Annotated in this window: 21 protein-coding genes; 15 read left to right on the forward strand and 6 right to left on the reverse strand. The window is 71.6% G+C overall.

Annotated features, from left to right (window positions below):
• Positions 1-51 precede the first annotated feature (51 nt).
• Entirely contained in the window at positions 52-699 is a 648-nt protein-coding gene (locus K4B79_RS24965) for a response regulator transcription factor (RefSeq protein ID WP_232029132.1), read from the forward strand.
• A 44-nt stretch (positions 700-743) separates the two neighbouring features.
• Here the strand turns inward: K4B79_RS24965 and K4B79_RS24970 are convergent, their stop codons facing one another.
• Positions 744-1,520 (reverse strand): hypothetical protein, encoded by a 777-nt coding sequence (locus K4B79_RS24970; RefSeq protein WP_232029133.1) that lies wholly within the window; start codon positions 1,518-1,520, stop codon positions 744-746.
• A 42-nt stretch (positions 1,521-1,562) separates the two neighbouring features.
• Positions 1,563-2,297: a hypothetical protein gene (locus K4B79_RS24975; RefSeq protein WP_232029134.1), complete on the reverse strand. Its 735-nt coding sequence runs from the start codon at positions 2,295-2,297 to the stop codon at positions 1,563-1,565.
• 125 nt (positions 2,298-2,422) lie between these two features.
• Here K4B79_RS24975 and K4B79_RS24980 point away from each other — a divergent pair, with 125 nt between their 5' ends.
• The 5 genes from K4B79_RS24980 to K4B79_RS25000 all read left to right on the forward strand — a co-directional run bounded on the left by K4B79_RS24980 (position 2,423) and on the right by K4B79_RS25000 (position 8,698).
• Positions 2,423-3,193, forward strand: coding sequence for an SDR family NAD(P)-dependent oxidoreductase (locus K4B79_RS24980; protein ID WP_232029135.1), 771 nt, complete (start codon positions 2,423-2,425; stop codon positions 3,191-3,193).
• Positions 3,194-3,316: 123 nt separating this feature from the next.
• On the forward strand, positions 3,317-4,435 hold the full coding sequence (locus K4B79_RS24985) for an LLM class flavin-dependent oxidoreductase (protein ID WP_232029136.1): 1,119 nt from the start codon (positions 3,317-3,319) through the stop codon (positions 4,433-4,435).
• Between the two features lie 121 nt (positions 4,436-4,556).
• Positions 4,557-6,287, forward strand: coding sequence for an N-acyl-D-amino-acid deacylase family protein (locus K4B79_RS24990; protein WP_232029137.1), 1,731 nt, complete (start codon positions 4,557-4,559; stop codon positions 6,285-6,287).
• A 50-nt stretch (positions 6,288-6,337) separates the two neighbouring features.
• Positions 6,338-7,789 carry an aldehyde dehydrogenase family protein gene (locus tag K4B79_RS24995; RefSeq protein WP_232029138.1) on the forward strand — a complete coding sequence of 484 codons (1,452 nt, stop codon included), beginning with the start codon at positions 6,338-6,340 and terminating at the stop codon, positions 7,787-7,789.
• A gap of 132 nt (positions 7,790-7,921) precedes the next feature.
• Positions 7,922-8,698 (forward strand): alpha/beta fold hydrolase, encoded by a 777-nt coding sequence (locus K4B79_RS25000; protein ID WP_232029139.1) that lies wholly within the window; start codon positions 7,922-7,924, stop codon positions 8,696-8,698.
• Between the two features lie 8 nt (positions 8,699-8,706).
• Here the strand turns inward: K4B79_RS25000 and K4B79_RS25005 are convergent, their stop codons facing one another.
• Positions 8,707-9,108, reverse strand: coding sequence for a nitroreductase/quinone reductase family protein (locus K4B79_RS25005; protein WP_232029140.1), 402 nt, complete (start codon positions 9,106-9,108; stop codon positions 8,707-8,709).
• Between the two features lie 138 nt (positions 9,109-9,246).
• On the opposite strand from K4B79_RS25005, the gene K4B79_RS25010 reads away from it, so the two are divergent.
• Positions 9,247-10,332 carry a hypothetical protein gene (locus tag K4B79_RS25010; protein ID WP_232029141.1) on the forward strand — a complete coding sequence of 362 codons (1,086 nt, stop codon included), beginning with the start codon at positions 9,247-9,249 and terminating at the stop codon, positions 10,330-10,332.
• A 20-nt stretch (positions 10,333-10,352) separates the two neighbouring features.
• Here the strand turns inward: K4B79_RS25010 and K4B79_RS25015 are convergent, their stop codons facing one another.
• Positions 10,353-10,775: a hypothetical protein gene (locus tag K4B79_RS25015; RefSeq protein ID WP_232029142.1), complete on the reverse strand. Its 423-nt coding sequence runs from the start codon at positions 10,773-10,775 to the stop codon at positions 10,353-10,355.
• A gap of 342 nt (positions 10,776-11,117) precedes the next feature.
• Here K4B79_RS25015 and K4B79_RS25020 point away from each other — a divergent pair, with 342 nt between their 5' ends.
• The 6 genes from K4B79_RS25020 to K4B79_RS25045 all read left to right on the forward strand — a co-directional run bounded on the left by K4B79_RS25020 (position 11,118) and on the right by K4B79_RS25045 (position 14,452).
• Positions 11,118-11,582 carry a hypothetical protein gene (locus K4B79_RS25020; RefSeq protein ID WP_232029143.1) on the forward strand — a complete coding sequence of 155 codons (465 nt, stop codon included), beginning with the start codon at positions 11,118-11,120 and terminating at the stop codon, positions 11,580-11,582.
• Positions 11,583-11,691: 109 nt separating this feature from the next.
• Complete coding sequence (locus tag K4B79_RS25025) at positions 11,692-12,474, forward strand: phytanoyl-CoA dioxygenase family protein (RefSeq protein WP_232029144.1); 783 nt, start codon at positions 11,692-11,694, stop codon at positions 12,472-12,474.
• On the forward strand, positions 12,471-12,788 hold the full coding sequence (locus tag K4B79_RS25030; protein ID WP_232029145.1) for a hypothetical protein: 318 nt from the start codon (positions 12,471-12,473) through the stop codon (positions 12,786-12,788). Before K4B79_RS25025 ends, K4B79_RS25030 begins: the two co-directional genes overlap by 4 nt.
• Before the next feature lie 306 nt (positions 12,789-13,094).
• Entirely contained in the window at positions 13,095-13,466 is a 372-nt protein-coding gene (locus K4B79_RS25035) for a hypothetical protein (RefSeq protein ID WP_232029146.1), read from the forward strand.
• Positions 13,467-13,517: 51 nt separating this feature from the next.
• Positions 13,518-14,006: a protease inhibitor I42 family protein gene (locus tag K4B79_RS25040; protein ID WP_232029147.1), complete on the forward strand. Its 489-nt coding sequence runs from the start codon at positions 13,518-13,520 to the stop codon at positions 14,004-14,006.
• A gap of 32 nt (positions 14,007-14,038) precedes the next feature.
• A complete protein-coding gene (locus tag K4B79_RS25045) occupies positions 14,039-14,452 on the forward strand; it encodes a hypothetical protein (RefSeq protein WP_232029148.1) in 414 nt (137 codons plus the stop codon).
• Between the two features lie 31 nt (positions 14,453-14,483).
• On the opposite strand, the gene K4B79_RS25050 is transcribed toward K4B79_RS25045, so the two are convergent.
• Both K4B79_RS25050 and K4B79_RS25055 read right to left on the reverse strand, forming a co-directional pair.
• On the reverse strand, positions 14,484-15,587 hold the full coding sequence (locus tag K4B79_RS25050) for a glycosyltransferase (RefSeq protein WP_232029149.1): 1,104 nt from the start codon (positions 15,585-15,587) through the stop codon (positions 14,484-14,486).
• Positions 15,588-15,766: 179 nt separating this feature from the next.
• Positions 15,767-17,308 (reverse strand): CehA/McbA family metallohydrolase, encoded by a 1,542-nt coding sequence (locus K4B79_RS25055; protein ID WP_232029150.1) that lies wholly within the window; start codon positions 17,306-17,308, stop codon positions 15,767-15,769.
• Positions 17,309-17,474: 166 nt separating this feature from the next.
• On the opposite strand from K4B79_RS25055, the gene K4B79_RS25060 reads away from it, so the two are divergent.
• Both K4B79_RS25060 and K4B79_RS25065 read left to right on the forward strand, forming a co-directional pair.
• Positions 17,475-18,323 (forward strand): LLM class F420-dependent oxidoreductase, encoded by an 849-nt coding sequence (locus tag K4B79_RS25060; RefSeq protein ID WP_232029151.1) that lies wholly within the window; start codon positions 17,475-17,477, stop codon positions 18,321-18,323.
• Positions 18,324-18,360: 37 nt separating this feature from the next.
• A partial coding sequence (locus K4B79_RS25065; RefSeq protein WP_232029152.1) for a hypothetical protein occupies positions 18,361-18,601 on the forward strand: 241 nt, incomplete at its 3' end.

The following is an 18,601-nucleotide window of genomic DNA, read 5'->3' on the forward strand; positions in this document are numbered from 1 at the left end:
GCGTATGTACGGACGTACGGACGTGACAGCTCCGGCGGAAGGACACGTGACGTGCGATCCTCCCAGCGAACCCCGGTCGAGCGAGTCCGTGTCGCTCTCGCCTGCGCGGAGGGTGAGTGGCCGCACGACGACTGGCCGGCCCCGGACGATCCGCACGTGGGCCGGGCCGTGCGCCTGACCCCGCCCTTCCGGGTCCCCGCGAGCGTGGACGTCGTCGTCCTGCACTGCGACGAACCCACGCACGCGCTACGGCAGTTGGAGAGCACCGGCGTCCCGGTGATCGTCGTCAGCCCGCGCCGGGACACCGAGACGATCGTCGAGGTGTTCCGCGACGGCGCCGGGTACCTCGTCGCGGGCGACTACTGCACCTGCATGCTCTCCTCGGCCGTGCTCGGCGCCACCGTCGGGCACACCTATCTCTCCCCGACGGCCTGCGCCGCCCTGCGGGAGGGAGCCCGGCACCTGACCGCGGGCGGCGAGGCGATGGAGCGGCTGCGCGGGCTGCTCTCCCCGCGCGAACGGCAGATCATGGAGCTGCTGTCGACCGGCCTCGGCGCCCAGGAGATCGGGCTGCGCCTCAGGCTGAGCGAGAAGACCGTGCGCAACAACCTCAGCAACATCTACGCCAAGCTCGACGCACGCGGAAGCACGGACGCGGTCCTGCGATGGCTGGGAGCCGCGCCCGTGCTTCGCACCTGAAAATCAGGTCGGGGGACTTGTCCGGGGGACTGGGGACTGGGGACTTATGACGACGGAATCTCCGTCAGCGGTATTTCCACGTCGGTGACGTTCCCGCCGCCCGCGCCGAATCCCGGCTCGGACCTGAGAGCACGCGTGGAATTCCGGAGGCCGGATGCCTCAGGAGTGCCGCACTTCACATTCCGCAGCCACAGCCGCCCGTCGGGCGTTCCGTTCTTCAGGATCTGCGGATAGAAGACGTGCACGCTCGTGGCGCCCTCGCTCGGGGAGAAGAAGACCTTCTGGCCGTTCTGCTCCTCCTTGTAGGTGGCCCTGAGGAATCCGCTCACGTCGGTGCGCTTGGCGGACCACATGAAGAAGCCGATGCTGTCCGCCTGCACGGTGTCCGTACGGCTGAACTGCAGGGCCGTCGTCTTGTCGTCACGCGTGATGTTGATCTCCGACGTGTTGAACTTGACGCCGATCTCGAAGACCGAGTTGCCGATCTTGGTGTCCGCGGCGGCGGTGAACCCGTCCTCCAGCTGGATGGTCCTGGTGACGGACGTGCTCACGTTGAACGTCTTCGACGCGGTGCCCGTCGTACCGCAGTTGTCGGTCACCGCGGAGACCCGCTGGTTCGGGCCGAGGCTGTTCCGCTTGAACTGGACGTCGACGAACTCGCAGTTCTCCAGCGTGTCGGCGTCCGCCGCGCAGTCCGCGGTCACCTCGTCGGGGGTCGCGGCGCCCGCCTGGTTCATCAGCGGCACGGCCACGGCGGCGGCCGCGAGCGGGGCCAGGACGAGGGTGAGGCGCTTCTTCTTGCTCCGATGCCTTCTCGGCATGGGTGTCTCCTGTGATGTGGGGGTGCTGGGCGGGGGGTGGGGTCAGCAGTCGGTCAGGACGGCCCTGGACGTGCCGTCCGCGATGCCCGGGGCGCCCGCGGCGCCGGGCAGGATCACCGGGCCCTCGACGACCTCGGGCGCCACGAAGTTCTGCTCCGGGGAGGGGTTCACCGCGAAGCTGCCCGGGTTGGCGTCGATCCGTACGCGCCATTCGCCGGTCATGCGCTGGATCTTCGGCGTGAACTCCATGTGGAGGACCTTGCCGACCGGCACCTCCCGCTGTTCCGTGTCGCCCGCGGTCACCGACGCGACCGTCATGTCGAGAGTGCCCTTGTGCTTGAGCCAGGACCCGCTGAGGAAGCCGAAGATCCCCGCGCCGCCGCCCTGCTGGGTCACGGTGTACTTCCCCTTGCCCTGGGCGACCGTCGCCGACCAGGTGACCGAGACCTTGGCCGGTTCGGTGGCGTTCGGCTCGCAGTTGGGGAAGTCGATGGAGGACTTCTCGGCGGGGCCGTCGAAGGTCTCGAAGTTCGTCTCCACGAAGTCGCAGTTGTCGGCGGCGAAACCGTCACCGAAACTGGCGTTGAAATCACGCACCGACCGCTGCTGGCCGTTGATCACGGCGGACCGGTGACACATCGACATGATCTGCTCGGGCGTCTTCTCCTCCGCCGCGTTCGCGGACGGGAGAAGGGTGACGACGGCACCTCCGGTGGCGAGTGCCGCCCCGATCGCCACGAGCCTGACTTTTCTGTTGCGTAATTTGCGCTTGGCCATGGGCGTGATTATTGAGGTCACGTGACGGTATAGACAGAGTCAAATATCCCTACTCCTCGGTCACCTGACGGACCGTCAGTTTCGGCGCTACGATGCCCGTATCCACCGATCCCGAGGGGGTTCGCATGGGCAAGCTGGACGGACGTGTCGTCCTCGTCACCGGCGCGGCACGCGGGCAGGGGGAACAGGAGGTCCGGCTGTTCCGTGAGGAGGGCGCCGAGGTCGTCGTGGCGGACGTGCTGGACGAGCAGGGAAAGGAACTCGCCGACGAACTCGGGGCGTTGTACGTCTCCCTCGACGTGCGGCGGGAGGGGGACTGGCAGGCCGCGGTACGGGCCGCCGTCGACACGTACGGCCACCTCGACGGGCTCGTCAACAACGCCGGCGTCCTCCGCTTCAACACCCTCGTCGACACCCCCCTCGACGAGTTCATGGGGATCGTCGAGGTCAACCAGGTCGGCTGCTTCCTCGGCATCCGGACCGTGGCGCCGGTGATGTCCGACGGCGGCACGATCGTCAACACCGCCTCGTACACCGGGATGACCGGCATGGCGGGCGTGGGCGCCTACGCCGCCACCAAGCACGCGGTCCTCGGCCTCACCCGGGTCGCCGCCCTGGAGCTGGCCCGGCGCGGCATCCGGGTCAACGCGATGTGCCCCGGCGCCATCGACACCGCGATGTCCAACCCGGCACTCCTCGATCCCGACGTGGACGGCGAGGCGGCCTCCCGGGGGCTCGACCGCTTCTACCGCAAGGTCGTCCCGCTCGGGCGGATCGGGAAGCCGGAGGAGGTCGCCCGGCTCGCGCTCTTCCTCAGCTGCGCGGACTCCTCCTACATCACCGGGCAGCCGTTCGTGATCGACGGGGGGTGGCTGGCGGGGGTCTCTGTGGGCTGAGGTATCGGCCGGGAGCCCGGCTGACTGTCCGTCAGCTATTGACGGTGTATGCGGCCGGTGCCACAGTCGGCGGCAGCACCTATCTGACGGTTCGTCAGAAACGACTGGGGACGGTGAACCTCCTTGGAATTCGGGCTCTTTGTACAGGGATACGTCGGCAAGCGCCGCGAGACCGACCCGCTCGCCGAGCACAAGGCGCTGATGGAGGAGACCGAGTACGTCATCCAGGCGGACCGGTCCGGATTCAAGTACGCCTGGGCCTCCGAGCACCACTTCCTGGAGGAGTACTCCCACCTCTCCGCCAGCGACGTCTTCCTCGGCTACCTCGCGCACGCGACCGAACGGATCCACCTCGGCTCCGGCATCTTCAACCCCCTCGCCCAGGTCAACCACCCCGTGAAGGTCGCCGAGAAGGTGGCCATGCTGGACCACCTCAGCGAGGGCCGCTTCGAGTTCGGCAGCGGGCGGGGCGCCGGCTCCCACGAGATCCTCGGGTTCCTGCCGGGCATCACCGACATGAACCACACCAAGGAGATCTGGGAGGAGACCATCGCCGAGTTCCCCAAGATGTGGCTCCAGGACGAGTACGAGGGCTTCCAGGGCAAACACTGGTCCCTGCCGCCACGCAAGGTGCTGCCCAAGCCGTACGGGAAGTCCCACCCGGCCATGTGGTACGCCGCCGGGTCGCCGCCCTCGTACGCCATGGCCGCGCGCAAGGGGCTCGGCGTGCTCGGCTTCAGCGTGCAGAAGGTCTCCGACATGGAGTGGGTCCTGGAGCAGTACAAGACGGCGATCGTGGACGCGGAGCCGGTGGGGGACTTCGTCAACGACAACGTGATGGTGACGACCACGGCCATCTGTGCGCCGACGCACGAGGAGGCCGTGCGGATCGCCGTCGCCGGCGGGCTGCACTATCTGCCCTCGCTGGTGTTCCGGTACCACGACACGTTTCCGCGGCCCGAGGGGTTCCCCGTGTGGCCGGAGACGCTGCCTCCGTACACCGAGGAGTTCATCGAGCTGATGATCCAGGAGGAGCTGCTGATCTGCGGGGATCCGGACGAGGTGCTGCGGCAGTGCAAGCGGTGGGAGCAGGCGGGGGCGGATCAGATCAGTTTCGGGTTGCCGGTGGGGGTGCCGAAGACCGAGACGTTGCAGACGATTCGGTTGGTGGGGGAGCACGTGATTCCGAAGATCGATACGGATCCTGTGCACAGGACTACGCGGTTCCGGGCGGCTGGCTGAGGAGCGATGGCGGGTGCGGGTGCGTTGTGGCTGGTCGCGCCCACGCGGCGGAGCCGCATATCGATACAGCCCCGCGCCCCTGGGTGGGGATGCCCGTCCCGTATTCGAGGAGGCAACGCTCATGTTCGATCACGTCATCAAAGGGGCGACCGTTGTCGATGGCACGGGCGCGCCCGCCTACACCGCCGATGTCGGGATCCGTGACGGACGTATAGCCGTCATCGGGTCGGTCACCGGGGACAGCCGGACCACCGAGGACGCCCACGGGCTCGTGCTCGCGCCCGGGTTTGTGGACCCGCACACGCACTACGACGCCCAGCTGTTCTGGGATCCCTACGCCACGCCCTCCCTCAACCACGGAGTGACCACCGTCGCGGCCGGGAACTGTGGGTTCACGCTCGCGCCGCTGCACCCGGACCGTCCCGAGGACGCCGACTACACGCGTCGGATGATGTCGAAGGTGGAGGGGATGTCGCTGGTGGCGCTGGAGGAGGGGGCGCCGTGGAGCTGGAGTTCGTTCGGGGAGTATCTGGACGCGCTGGAGGGGCGGATCGCGGTCAACGCGGGCTTCATGGTGGGGCATTGCGCGTTGCGGCGGTACGTGATGGGGGCGGAGGCGGTCGGGGGGCAACCGAGCGGGGAGCAACTGGACGCGATGCTGCGGCTGTTGCACGAGGCGATGGATGCCGGGGCCTGGGGGTTCTCCACGACGCAGTCGTCCACGCACTCCGACGGTGACGGGAAGCCGGTGGCGTCGCGGCACGCGCTGCCCGCCGAGCTGCTGGCGATGTCGCGGGCCGTGGGGGAGCACGAGGGGACGCAGATCGAGGCGATCGTCGCGGGGTGTCTCGACCAGTTCAGCGACGCGGAGATCGAGCTGTTCGTGGAGATGAGCGCGGCGGCGGGACGGCCCCTGAACTGGAACGTCCTGACGATCGACTCCTCCGTCCCGGAGCGCGTGCCCCGGCAGTTGCTGGCGAGCGAGCGGGCCCGGAAGGCGGGCGGCAGGGTCGTCGCGCTGACGATGCCGATCCTGACGCCGATGAACATGTCGCTGGGGACCTTCTGCGCGCTGAACCTGATCCCCGGGTGGGGGCCGGTCCTCGGGCTGCCGATCCCGGAGCGGATCGAGAAGCTGCGCGATCCGGACGTACGCGCCGGGATGCTGGAGCGGGCCGGGTCCAAGGAGGCCGGGGTCTTCCGGCGGCTGACGAACTTCGGGCGGTACGTCATCGGGGACACCTACAGCGAGGCGAACCGGGGCCTGAGCGGGCGGGTCGTGGCGGACGTCGCGGCCGAACGCGGCCAGGAGCCGTTCGAGTGCCTGGTGGAGATCTGCGCGGCCGACGGGATGCGGACGGTTCTGTGGCCGATGCCGACCGACAACGACCCGGCGTCCTGGTCGATGCGCGCCGAGGCCTGGCAGCACGAGGACGTCCTGCTCGGCGGTTCCGACGCGGGCGCGCACCTGGACCGGATGTGCGGAGCGCCGTACACCACCCGCTTCATCGGCGACTGTCTGCGCGGGCGGCGGCTGGCGAGCCTGGAGCAGGCCGTGAAGATGCTGACCGACGACCCCGCGCGGCTGTTCGGGCTGCGTGAGCGCGGCCGGATCCGGGAGGGTTTCCATGCGGACCTGGTCCTCTTCGACCCGGAACGGATCGCCGCGGGCACGGCCACCCTGGTGCACGACCTGCCGGGAGACAGCCCGCGGCTGGACTCCAAGGCCATCGGGATCCGGGCCGTGTGGGTCAACGGCGTCGAGGCGATCCGCGACGACGTCGTGAGCGGGGCCGTGCCGGGCAAGGTGCTGCGCTCGGGGCGTGACACCCGGACGGTGGCGACCAAGTGACCGGTGGTGACCAAGTGGCTGATGGCGGTCAAGTGGCCGATGGCGGCCAAGTGACCGACGGGCAGCGGCTGTTCGTCGGCGGCTCCTGGGTGGAGCCGGACGGCGGCCACTACGAGGTGATCGACCCGGCGACCGAACGGACCGTCGGGTGGGCGCCGGAGGCCTCGCGGGATCAGGTGCACGCGGCCTGCGCCGCGGCCCGCGAGGCCTTCGGGCCGTGGTCGCGGACGACACCGGAGGAGCGGGCGGCCGTCCTCGCGCGGGCCGCCGAACTCATCCGGGCGCGGTTCGTGGAGTACGCCGACCTCGCCCGCGCGGAGACCGGCGCGACCACCGGCACCGCGCGGTCCCTGCAGGTCGGGGTCGCCGCCGCCCGCTTCCAGCGCTACGCCCGCGTCGAACCCGCCGAGTGGGCGATCCCGCCGCAGATCAACGAGGCCGGACCCATGGGGAAGGCGGCCGTGATGGGGGCGCTCGCCGTCCGCCAGCCCGTCGGCGTCGTCACCTGCGTCACCTCCTACAACAATCCCTGGGCCAACCCGGCCGGCAAGGTCGCCCCCGCCCTGGCCATGGGCAACACGGTCGTCGTGAAGCCCGCCCCGCAGGACCCGCTGTCCGTCTACCGCATGGCCGAGGCGCTGGAGGCGGCCGGGGCGCCGCCCGGGGTCGTGAACGTCGTCAGCGGCCGGTCGGTGGCGGTCGGCGCGGCGGCCGTCGACTCGCCCGACGTCGACATGGTCAGCTTCACCGGCTCCACGGCCGTCGGACAGCGCATCGGCGAGGTGTGCGGGCGCGCGATCAAGCGCCAGCTGATGGAACTGGGCGGCAAGGGCACCGCGATCGTCTTCGACGACGCCGACCTCGGCTCGGCCGTCGCTGGCATCGGCACCACCTTCTCCTTCTACAGCGGCCAGATCTGCACGGCCCCGACCCGGGTGCTGGCCCAGCGGGGCGTGTACGACCGCGTGGTGGAGCAACTGGCCGCCTACGCGGGCCGGTTGAAGGTGGGCGATCCCTCGGCCCCCGGCACGGTGGTCGGCCCGGTCATCTCGGCGGCCCACCGGGACCGCGTGGAGTCGTACGTCGAACTGGGCCGCAAGGAGGGAGCGGCGGTGGTGGCGGGAGGCGAACGCCCGCCCCTGGAGAGGGGCTTCTACGTCGCCCCGACCCTCCTCGCCGACTGCACCCCCGACATGCGGGTCACCCGCGAGGAGATCTTCGGCCCCGTCGTCTGCGTCCTCCCCTTCGACGACGAGGAGGAGGGCGTCGCCCTCGCCGACGACACCGACTACGGCCTCATCGACTACGTCTGGTCCGCCGACGTCGCCCGCGCCTTCCGCGTCGCCCGGCGGCTGCGGGCCGGCGGAGTCGGCGTCAACACCGTCGGCCGCAACATGGAGGCCCCCTTCGGCGGCTTCAAGAAGAGCGGCGTGGGGCGGGACGTCGGCTCGTACGCGCTGCACGCGTACAGCGAGGTGCAGGCGATCGTGTGGCCGGGGTGAGGGAGCGGCCGCCGAGGGCGGGGACGGGCTTGGGGCCGGTCGCCGGACGTAGGGCTTGGCCGTCGGACGGAGGGCTTGGCTTGGCCGACCGCTTCCTGGTGTCCGGGTGGGTGGTCGGGCAGAGTTCGGCGTATGGAAACCATGGTGCGCGTCGAGGGCGGCGAGGTCTGGGCGGACGACACGGGTGGCGAAGGGGTGCCGCTGGTCCTGCTGCATCCCGGGGTCGCCGATTCGCGGGTGTGGGAGCCGGTGCTGCCGGCGCTGGCCGAGGGGCGGCGGGTCATCCGGTACGACGCCCGGGGGTTCGGGCGGTCGCCGGCGCCGACGGTGTCGTACACCGCAGCCGGGGACCTGAAGACGGTCCTGGACCACTTCGGGGTCGGGCGGGCCGTGCTCGTCGGGACGAGCATGGGCGGGGCGACGGCGGTCAGCGGGGCGCTGAACGAGCCCGGGCGGATCGCCGGACTGGTCCTGCTGGTGCCGGGCATCACCGGCTACCCCGACCTGGAGGACAAGGAACTGACCGGGCGGATCGCCGAGTTGGCTCAGGCGGGCGACATGGACGGCCTCCTCGCCCTCTCCCTGCGTCTCTGGGCCGCCGCGGGCACACCCCCCGACACCGAGGCCGCGACCCTGATCCGAGCCGCGATCCCGGCCTGGTTCACCACCTACGGCCATGTTGCCGAGGACCCGCCCGCCTTCCCGCGCCTCGGCGAACTGTCCATGCCCAGCGCCCTCCTCCTCGGCGAGCAGGACCAGCTCCGCACGATCCGCTGCAACGAGGAGATGGCGCAGGCGCTGCCCGACTGCCGCCTGGTCCGGTCCGCGGACTGCGACCATCTGCCGACGCTGCGGGTGCCGGGGGTCGTGGCCGAGATGGTGGGGGAGGTGTGGGCGCGGGCGTCCTGAGCCCGGCGTCAGGGGCGGCCGGTGTCCAGATCCACCCGTACGGTCAGCAGGTCCGCCCCTATGGCCCGTACCGCCGTGCTGTTGAAGCGGGGCAGGGTGCGCAGACGGGCGACCGGGTCGTCGTCGGGGAGCAGATGGGCCGTACCGGTGTGCCACCGCCCGTTGACGCGCACCCGCACCCTCGGATCGGCCTTGATGTTGCGGACGTACTGGGACCGCTCGCCGAACTCCGAGACCAGCCAGAAGGAGTCCCCCACCCGCCGCCCGCCCAGCGGCGTCCGGCGCGGCAGCCCCGACGTACGGCCCGTGGTCTCCAGCACGGTCTGGAGGGGCAGGCGGCGCATGAGGGGATTGAGGCGGCGCTGGAAGGCCGTGACGATCCGGTACTTCTGCTCGGCTCGGCGGGGCATGGGCGGGCCTCCTGGATGTGTGCTCGGGGTGCGAGCCTGGGGCGTGCGCGGCGGTCGTGATCGGGTGAGGGTGCTGCTGTCGATGGTGCCCCAGCCCCTCCTTGACAGCCGCGGCGCCCCCGGCGCGACCCTGGAGGCGTGACCGAACCAGCCAGACGCACGCTGCTGTTGGCCGCCACCGCCGCCGCCGGGTTCGGCGCGGCCGGACTCGGCGGTGCCGGCTGCACGTCGGACGGCGGCGGGGAGCCGGGAACGACGGCGGGCACCGCCGCGTCGACGCGGCGCACGCCCGCGCACACACCGGGCTCACCGGGCTCGGGGGCATCCTCCACGCCCCCCGCGCCTCCCGCGACCCCCACCATCCCCCCGGAGCCCCCGCTCCCCACCGCCTCCCCGTGGCCCCTCGCCCGCACGGAGGTCGAACCACTGGCGAAGGCGTCGGCGGTACGGCTCCTGGAGGCACTCGGCACCTGGCCCCGGGGACAGCGGGGACCCGGCCCTGCCAGGCAGCGGGCCCGGGCCCAGGACGTACCGCCCGCCCGGGCGGCGCACCTCGTCTCCCGGGCCGCCCCGCTGCTCACCCCCGCCCCCGAGGCCACGGTCCGGGTCATCGCCGCCCAGTACGGCGGCCTCGCCGGGGACCGCGCCAGCGTCCTGGTTCCGCTGCGGCAGTGGCGGCGGGCGGCCGACGGTTCCGTCGTGGACGGCGGCGCCACGGTCGACGTACGCCTGACCCGCGCGCCCTCCGGCTGGCAGGTCCGGGACCTCCTCCCCTCCTGCCCCGGACGCCCCCTCGCCCGTCCCGGCCCTCTGATCCGGCGGACCGTCACCCACGACCGCATCCACCTCCCGCCCGCCGCCGAGGCCGACGTCCGCGCGGGCCACCTCCGCCCCGCCCCCCTGCGGGCCCTGCTCACCCTCGCCGAGTCCTACGACATCGACGTCAGCGTCGTCCGCACCGGCCACCCGCGGAACGTCTTCGGCACCGGCCGTCTCAGCGACCACACCCGCATGCGTGCCTTCGACGTCTGGGCCGTGAACGGCCGTACGGTGATCGACCCCACCACCCCCGACGCCCTGATCGACGGCTTCATGCGCGCGGCGGCCAGGGCGGGGGCGTACCGGGTGGGCGGCCCGCGGCTGCTGGGCAGGGGCGGCGGGACGTACTTCTCGGACCGGGTGCACAGGGACCACCTGCACATCGCCTTCGACAGCGACGAGTAGCCCACCGGCTCCCTGAAGGTTCAGCAGTTGCGGATCGACCAGACCGGGTCCCAGTCCACGTCGGGCGCGTCGGTGCTGACCGGGAAGGTCTGGATCACGTTGCCGCTCTGGCCGTAGGTGGTGGCCTGGGCGTTGTCGGTCTGGCTGTTCATGACCTCGCCCGTGCCCTGCCAGTTCGAGAGGTAGTAGCGGTTGCAGTGGTAGAGGAAGAAGACCCGCCACTGGTTGACCGTCGGGTCCCAGACCCCGGCGCAGAAGTTCCCCGTGTCGCAGGTGATGTGGCTGCCGTCGGGCACCAGCCGAGAGTCGGCCGCCGGTGAGATGGTCGGGGCGACCGCGGAGGCGCCGGACGACGCCGCCTGGGCCGTGCCGGACGCGAAGACCGAGGCCAGCATGAGGGTCATGGTGCCGACCGCGCCGAGGAGTGAGCTCTTGGTACGCATGGGTTCGGTTCCTCCTGTGTCTGTGGGGGGAGCGGTGGATGGACCGACAGAGGCGGTGCGCACCGCAACCTAGAAGGCCGCCGGGGCCCTCCGGTCCCTGACAGATGTCAGGGCGCCCCCTTCAGGTGGACGCAGGCGTCGCCTTCTTGGCGTGCGCGGTACGGCTCTTCCTGCCAACCTCTGGGCATGCCGCACATCAGCCGAGCCGGCGCCGTCCGCATCGAGTACAGCCACTTCCGTGTCGGGGAGTTGTGGGAACCAGGCTTCGAACAGAGGGATGACGGACCGGACTTGGACTTCCGGACGAGCGAAGCGGTCGTCGCCATCCCTGGTTGCATCATCGTGAGATCACGCGTGCAGGTGCACACCGCGCCCGTTGTCCTGGCCTTGAGCAGCCGGCACGACCAGGCGCCGGGGGACGGGTGGGAGCTACTCGCCTCGGTGGCGTACCGGCCTGTCCACGCGGGCCGTATGGCGGCGTTCGACACGATGAACGGCCTGGCGGGGAGTGCCGGTGAAGCCGTCGGCGTGTTCGGGCGGCAGGCCGTCCCGGGGGCGCCGGCGATCGAGCTGGATCCGTCCCGGACGTATGACGTGCGGGTGTGGGCCCAAGGCCGCTCGGACTCCCGCGAGCGGTTCGACGCCGCGGCTCCGGGCGCGGATACCGAGAGAGCCCCGGCCCTGGAGGCGTATCTGATCGTGTTCGCTCCCTCCGGGACACAGGAACCACCGGTCCCGGCCGCCCGCGAGAGCCGACACGACCGACTGACCCGTATCCATGGCAGGTCACCTCTCAACTCGCGCTGACCGTCACAGGAACGGGGAGGGGGCCGAGGGGGGAACCGGCGCCCCACCCGACAAAGGCCGTGCCGGGAATGTCGGGTGGCCGGGGTCCGTGCCGCCGCACGATGGGGGCATGGACGACACGACCCTGGTATCCCGTTTCCTCCGCGACGGCTTCGTGAAGCTGGAGGGCGCCGTCGCGCCCCGCGTGGCCGCGGACTGCGCGCGGCTGCTGTGGCGGGAGACGGGCTGCGACCCGGACGACCCGGCGACGTGGACGCGGCCCGTGCACTGGGTGCCCGGCATGGCGCAGGGGCCCTTCGCCGCCGCGCCCAACTCACCGGCCCTGCACCACGCGTACGACCTGCTCGTCGGCGCGGGGCGCTGGGAGCCGCGCTACTCGCTCGGCACGTTCCCGCTGCGCTTCCCGCACGAGGAGGAGCCGGACGACGCGGGCTGGCACATCGAGGGGAGCTATCTGCCGGAGGGCGAGACCTGGTACTTCACCAACCTGCGCTCCCGGGGCCGGGCGCTGCTGATGCTGTACCTCTTCACCGAGGTCGGCGAGGAGGACGCCCCGACCCGGATCCGGGTCGGCTCACACCTCGACGTGCCGAAGGTGCTGGAGAAGTACGGGGAGGACGGGGCGAGCGGCCTGACCCTCGCGCCCGATCTGGTCGCCGCCTCCGACCACCGGCCACTCGCCCTCGCCACCGGATCCCCGGGCGACGTCTTCCTCTGCCACCCCTTCCTGGTGCACTCGGCACAGCCACACCACGGGACGCGCCCCCGCTTCATGGCCCAGCCGCCGTTGCTCCCGGCCACGCCGTACGAACTGGAGCGGGCCGACGGCGCGTACTCACCCGTGGAGACCGCGATCCGCCAGGGCCTGGGCCGGGTACGCTCCGCCGCATGACAGGAGCCGCCGCGCGCGACGCCCGCCTGAACCGGCTGTGGGGAGCCGCGTGCGCCTCCGTCGGGATCTTCCTCCTCGTCTGGGGACTCTCCTGGGTCAAGGCGCACGTACTCGACGACGACCTGCACAACCGCTGCGCCGGCCCGCACACCGCCACCTTCCCCTTCGAGAAGTCCTGCACCCACCCGGACGGCACGACGGAGGGCGCGAACAGCCCACTCCTCAACGGCGCCTTCTACGGCTCGATGGCCGTGGCGGCCATCTGCCTGACCGCCGTATTCACGATCGAGGCGGGCCGGAGGAGGTCACGGTGAGCGGCGCGCCGGAGACCGGCGAACGTCTGCTGTCGCCCGCCTGGTTGGGCTCTGGTCGTCGGCTCCAACGGCGGGGGACTGTCGTACGTCGTGGCACCTGATGGGGCTGACGATGTGCGAGCCCTGTGCACACCACACGATCCACAGGATCCGGCCACCATGGCGCGTGTTAGCCTCCCGTCGGCTTGATCGCTTTGCTCGTCGTTTGCCGTTGGGGGCAGGCGAGTTGACGGTTCGGTGGGACGGGAACGGGTACGGGGGACGGCGATGGCCGCTGGGCAGGGTTATCAGGTAGCGACGGCGAGGATGTCGGGGCCGGCCAAGGAGTTGGACGGCTGTGGGGACGACGCGGAGAAGATCCGTGCGGCCGTGGCGCCGGTGGCGTGTTACACGCAGGACGCGCTCGGCGGTGAGGACTCCGCCGCGGCCTTCAACGCGTACGCGGCCGCGTGGGAGGCGGAGACCCGCACCCTGCGGGACGCCCTGCACGAGCTCGCGGACAAGGTGCACCTCGCGAAGGGGGCGTACGCGGGCAGCGACGGGCTCGTCTCGACGCGGGCGGCCGCCGTGGAGACCGGGAACGGCTCCTTGACGACCTCCCCCACTCCGGCCGGTGCCCGTCACCTCACCACCATGCCGACGTACGCCGAGCGTCCCTCGGCCCTCTCCGACTACTGAACTGAGGGGCATCGACAGCGTCAACCGCGTCTACATCGAGCAGGACTGACCTTGCGTACTCCCACCGCAGTGAGCCGGATGACCGTCGTGGCCGCGCTGCCCCTCGCGCTGACCGCCCTCGCCCTGACCGCCTGCGGTTCCTCGGACTCCGGCTCCACCGCCTATGGCACCTCGCAGCGGACCATCACCATCGACGTCGGCCAGGACTTCACCCTGGAGGTCCCGGCCAGTTCGGCCATGGGCGAGAACTGGTATCTCGCCGACCCGAAGCCGGACCCGGGCGTCCTCGATCACGGAGGCAAGCGGGAGGACACCGACGCCGGTGACGACGGCATGGAGTACTTCGACTTCACCGGTGTGAAGGCGGGCCGGGCCACCGTGAAGCTGCTGCACTGTCCGAACGGCTTCTGTCACGGCGCCGACGAGGTCACCGCCTCGCCCGCGCCCAGCGGCGCCCCCGCCGCGAGCCCCGTCCCCACGGCCACCGGTGCGCCGGACGACCGCGTGGAGTACTTCGTGTACGAGATCACCGTCCGCTGACCGCGGCGCACCGGACCCTGAACGAGGCCCTCATGTCACCCGACCCCACCCCCGCCACCCGCACCGACGACGAGCTTCTCGCCGCCACCGACATCCCTGTCCTGCTGCGCTACGGCCTCACCCAGGACGCCTTCCGTACGGCCCTGTTCGGGGACGGTGCCGTCGCCGCGGCCGTGACGCTGGACCGGCTCGGTGTCGTGCCGCGGTCGGTGCACTTCGTGGCGGAGATCGTCCGGGCCGGCGGGCTGGCCTACTCCGCCGGTCTGCCGGAGCCGCTGCCCTCTCGCGAGGCGTCCGCGCATCTGCGGGACTGGCTGGAGACGGCCGCGCAGGCCGCCCCCGGCCAGGACCGGGACACCCGCGCCGACCGCACCGCCCGCTGGCTGGACACGGTCACCGAACTGATCGGCCTGCGCCGCGACGCCCGCGCCCGCGGCCGCGCCTAGGCCCAGGTCAAGCCCAAGCCCAAGGCCCAGGTCAAGACCTGGCCCCGTCGGCGATCCGCACCAGCCGCTGCACCGTGTCCTCCGGCGACGGCATCGCCGCGATGTCCGCCGCCACCCTCCGGGCGGCCCCGCGCACACTGTCGTCGGCGAGCAGTGAGCGCACCTTCGCGGTCACCGCGCCCGGGCCGAACTCCTCGCCGCTGAGCCAGTCGCCCGCTCCCGCGTTGGTGACGGCATGGGCGTTGGCGAGCTGGTCGGCGCCCTGGGGCAGGACGAGGTGGGGGCGCCCGGCGGCCAGGCCGGCGAGCGTGGTGCCGCTTCCTCCGTGGTGCACGACGAGGTCGACGTGGGGCAGCAGGCGGGACTGCGGCACCCACGCCTCAAGGCGGACGTTGTCCGGCACGGTACCCAGCGCGGCCGGATCAAGGGCCGGGCCGGTGGCCACCAGCAGGTCCACGTCGAGGGCGGCCACGCCCTCGACGGCACCGGCCAGCACCTCCTGCGCGAGGCCGGCGAAGACGGTCCCCAGCGTGAGGTACACCAACGGCCGTTCCTGCCTCCGTTCGCGTACGAAGGCGGGCAGCTCCTCGTCCTCGGCGTTCACCGCGACCGGGCGCAGGGGAATGCGGTTCGGTGCGGCGAGCAGTTCCGGGGTCTGGAGCACGGGTGGGCAGATGTCGAGGTAGGGGTCGCCACCGCCGCCCATGGCCAAGCCCTCGTACGGAACTCCGATGGTGTCGGCGAAGGCCGCGAGGAGGTCGGTCGTGGCCGGCGCGGCGGGGTCGGTCGTCACAAAGCCGTCGACCTTCCCGAAGCCATGGCAGACCCCCGGGACACCGGCCAGCTTCGCGGCGAAGAACGCCCCCACGCAGGCCGCCTCGTGCACGACGAGATCGGGCTTCGTCTCGGCGAGCAACGGGCCCAGATCGTCCAGGACGGCGCGCGGGAGCGTCTCGGCGAACATGCGTGCGATCGCGTCGAAGTCCAGGTGACCGCCGGGTTCGAGGTCCAAGGCGTCGGCAATCCTCAGGCCCACCCTCGCGGTCTTCAGCCCGAAAGCCTTGAGCTCGGTGTCGAAGGGGTCGGCCGTGGCGAACAGGACGTCGTGGCCGGCGTCGTGCGCGGCGAGAGCCAAGGGGATGAGCGGATAAGTGTGGCCATATGCGCCCGTGCTACAGAAAATCGTTTTCACGAGGTCAGTTTGCGGCGCATGGGTGGGTGACAAGGGGCGATCGCGCCCGTCCTTCCCAATTTTCCTTGAACTTTCACGTACTGATGCGTCATCACCTGCAGGGCCAGGAAGATGGGATTGATCTACGGGGCCAGGAAGATGGGATTGGTGAACGCCGCCAACGCCCCCGGCAGCGGCCCCGCCGCCGTGTCGTGCCGCAACTCCGCGCGCACATAGGCCGCGTAGGACGGCGTCGTACGCCACTCCACGACCCCCGCCCCCGAGACCGGCAGCGGCGGGCTCGTGAACAGCACGCCCTGGTCGGTGACGAACCGGACCACGCACCGCGGCGCGCCCGTCACCTCCGCGCGGACGGTGACCGGGGTGTCGGGGGCGACCTCCAACCGGCCGCCGATGTCCGCGTGTTGACCGGGTCCGGCGGTCGCGGTGAAGGACACCGACACGTTCTTGGACTCGGCGACGTACGACCGGCCCGCCCGGATGCCCTCCTGGATCGCCTCGCGGGTCAGGTCGTCGGCCAGCACCACCGTCTGCGGGGAACCCACCGCGTCCGGGTCCCGGTGGGCGTCGCTGCTGCCCATCGCCGGGATCCAGCCCCGGCCGTCACGACCCTCCCGCACGGACGCGACCAGCATGCCGTCCCAGTCCGCCAGCGCCACCTCGTCGTCGGGTGTGTAGGGCCCGTTCCACACCTCGACCGCGTCCGCCTCGCCGAAGCCGAACTTCCAGTTGCAGCCGATGCAGGTGGCGTGCGGATGGGCCGGGACGACCAGGCCGCCGGCGCGGCGGATCTGGCGGGCGAAGCGGCCGAAACGGTTGTCGCGGGCCCGGTAGCGCCAGTCGACGAAGGTGCCGGGGTCGGTGCCGAGGGCGACCACATGGCCGTTGCGGGTGGTGATCTCCTCGCCCAGCATGATCAGCAGGTCGTCGCCGGCCAGGTCCGCCCAGTGCGGGTGGGCCGCGTGCGTGTTGTGCTCCGAGGAGTTGATGAAGTCCAGGCCCGCCGCCCGCGCGAGCGCCGCGATCTCCGCCGGGGTGCGGCGGCCGTCGGAGTACCAGGAGTGCAGATGGCAGTCGCCGCGGTACCAGGCCCGGCCCCGTCCCTTGGCCCGGGACGGCGGGTACTTCGGGGGCACGACCTCGCCCGGCTCGCCGTAGATGAGCGTCACGGTGATCTCGTACGACAGTCCCTGCGGGGCGACGGTGTAGGGGCCGAGCGCGATGTGCCAGGTGCCCTCGCGCACCGGGCCCGGGATGTAGCCGGGTGTCGCGTCGTCGGCCCGGACGAAGAACTCCGTGCGGGCCCCGCCGGACCAGCCGCGGAAGCCCCGGCCGCCCAGGTCGGTGCCGCGCTCGTCGAAGATGCCGATGTCGAGGGCGTTGCCGGCCGTGCCCGCGGGGACGGTGGGCCGGTCGTAGGTGTACGCGACCCTGATCTCCCGCACGGCGGCGGGGATCTCGACGGGTACGTACACGAAGTCGGGGGAGCCGGTGGGCAGGGTGCCCCGGAGCGTCCTCGTCTCCTGGCTCCCGTCGGCCGGGTCGCCCGCGTCTGCCGCTGAAGCGAAGCTCACGCTTCCCAACGTAAGCGCGGCGGCGGCACTCGTCACGAACAGTGTGCGTCTTCCCAGGGCCGATTCGGGTCTCGCGTCGTCGTCACACATGGGGAGCAGTGTTCCCCGTGGGCGTGAACTGTCCACAACGGTGGGGAAATTGGCGGGAACGGTGAGGGGAGGGGCGGGAGTCGGACGCCGGGTCCGATGCCACACCAAGCAGTGTTACCGACCGGTCGGTATGGACATCCGTCCCCGTCCCCGGTACAGATGGACCATGCGTATCTCCGTGACGATCTTCCTCACCGACGAGACGATCACCCCGACCCGGCTCGCCCGTGAGCTGGAGGAGCGCGGGTTCGCCGGTCTCTATCTGCCCGAGCACACGCACATCCCGGTCGAGCGGACCACGCCGTACCCGGCGGGCGGCGACCTGCCGCCCGAGTACGGCCGTACCCTCGACCCCTTCGTGGCGCTCGGCCAGGCCGCCGCGGTCACCGAACGGCTCGGCCTCGGCACCGGCATCACGCTCGTCGCCCAGCACGACCCGATCGACCTCGCCAAGCAGGTCGCGACCCTGGACCACCTCAGCGGCGGCCGCTTCACGCTCGGCCTCGGCTTCGGCTGGAACGTGGAGGAGGCCGCCGACCACGGCGTGGAGTGGCGCAGTCGGCGGGAGCTGGTCCGGGACCGGATGGCCCTGATGCGGGCCCTGTGGGCGGAGGAGCCCACCGCGTACGAGGGCGAGTTCGGGAGCGTCCGGGCCAGCGCCGCGTATCCCAAGCCCGCGCAGAAGCCGCGCGGACCGGTCGTGGGTCCGCGCACACTGATCGGCGGAGCCGCGGGGCCGAAGCTCTTCGCCCAGATCAGCGAGTACGCCGACGGGTGGCTGCCCATCGGCGGGCGCGGGCTGTCCGACTCGCTGCCGGTCCTGCGGGGTGTGTGGGCCGAGGCGGGGCGGGATCCGGCCGCGCTCCAGGTGGTGCCGTACGCCGTGTTTCCGAGCCCCGGCAAGCTCGCCCACTACGCCGACCTCGGCATCGAGGAGGTCGTGGCGCAGTTGCCTCCGGCGGGGGAGGCGGAAGTATTGCGGGCGTTGGACGAGTACGGAGCGTTCGTGGGGTAGTCGGAGTCTCGTCTGCCGGGCGCGCTGGGTGGCCGGGGTGCGGGTCCGTCATGGCTGGTCGCGCCCACGCGGCGGAGCCGCAGGTCGATACGGCCCCGCGCCCCTGGAGGCACGGGGCGCGGCCCCGGCCTTTCAGGGGCGCGGGGAACTGCGCGGGGAACTGCGCGGGGAACTGCGCGGGGAACTGCGCGGGGAACTGCGCGGGGAACTGCGCGGGGAACTGCGCGGGGAACTGCGCGGGGAACTGCGCGGGGAACTGCGCGGGGAACTGCGCGGGG

The organism is Streptomyces lincolnensis (assembly GCF_021173675.1).
GTDB classification, from domain to species: domain Bacteria; phylum Actinomycetota; class Actinomycetes; order Streptomycetales; family Streptomycetaceae; genus Streptomyces; species Streptomyces lincolnensis_B.

Coding starts and splice junctions, on each gene's coding strand:
- K4B79_RS25005 (WP_232029140.1), bottom strand. CDS start 9,108: ATGCCCCGCCGAGCCGAGCAGAAGTACCGGATCGTCACGGCCTTCCAG.
- K4B79_RS24975 (WP_232029134.1), bottom strand. CDS start 2,297: ATGGCCAAGCGCAAATTACGCAACAGAAAAGTCAGGCTCGTGGCGATC.
- K4B79_RS25025 (WP_232029144.1), top strand. CDS start 11,692: ATGGACGACACGACCCTGGTATCCCGTTTCCTCCGCGACGGCTTCGTG.
- K4B79_RS24990 (WP_232029137.1), top strand. CDS start 4,557: ATGTTCGATCACGTCATCAAAGGGGCGACCGTTGTCGATGGCACGGGC.
- K4B79_RS25000 (WP_232029139.1), top strand. CDS start 7,922: ATGGAAACCATGGTGCGCGTCGAGGGCGGCGAGGTCTGGGCGGACGAC.
- K4B79_RS25035 (WP_232029146.1), top strand. CDS start 13,095: ATGTCGGGGCCGGCCAAGGAGTTGGACGGCTGTGGGGACGACGCGGAG.
- K4B79_RS24980 (WP_232029135.1), top strand. CDS start 2,423: ATGGGCAAGCTGGACGGACGTGTCGTCCTCGTCACCGGCGCGGCACGC.
- K4B79_RS24970 (WP_232029133.1), bottom strand. CDS start 1,520: ATGCCGAGAAGGCATCGGAGCAAGAAGAAGCGCCTCACCCTCGTCCTG.
- K4B79_RS25060 (WP_232029151.1), top strand. CDS start 17,475: ATGCGTATCTCCGTGACGATCTTCCTCACCGACGAGACGATCACCCCG.
- K4B79_RS25015 (WP_232029142.1), bottom strand. CDS start 10,775: ATGCGTACCAAGAGCTCACTCCTCGGCGCGGTCGGCACCATGACCCTC.
- K4B79_RS25055 (WP_232029150.1), bottom strand. CDS start 17,308: ATGTGTGACGACGACGCGAGACCCGAATCGGCCCTGGGAAGACGCACA.
- K4B79_RS25030 (WP_232029145.1), top strand. CDS start 12,471: ATGACAGGAGCCGCCGCGCGCGACGCCCGCCTGAACCGGCTGTGGGGA.
- K4B79_RS25045 (WP_232029148.1), top strand. CDS start 14,039: ATGTCACCCGACCCCACCCCCGCCACCCGCACCGACGACGAGCTTCTC.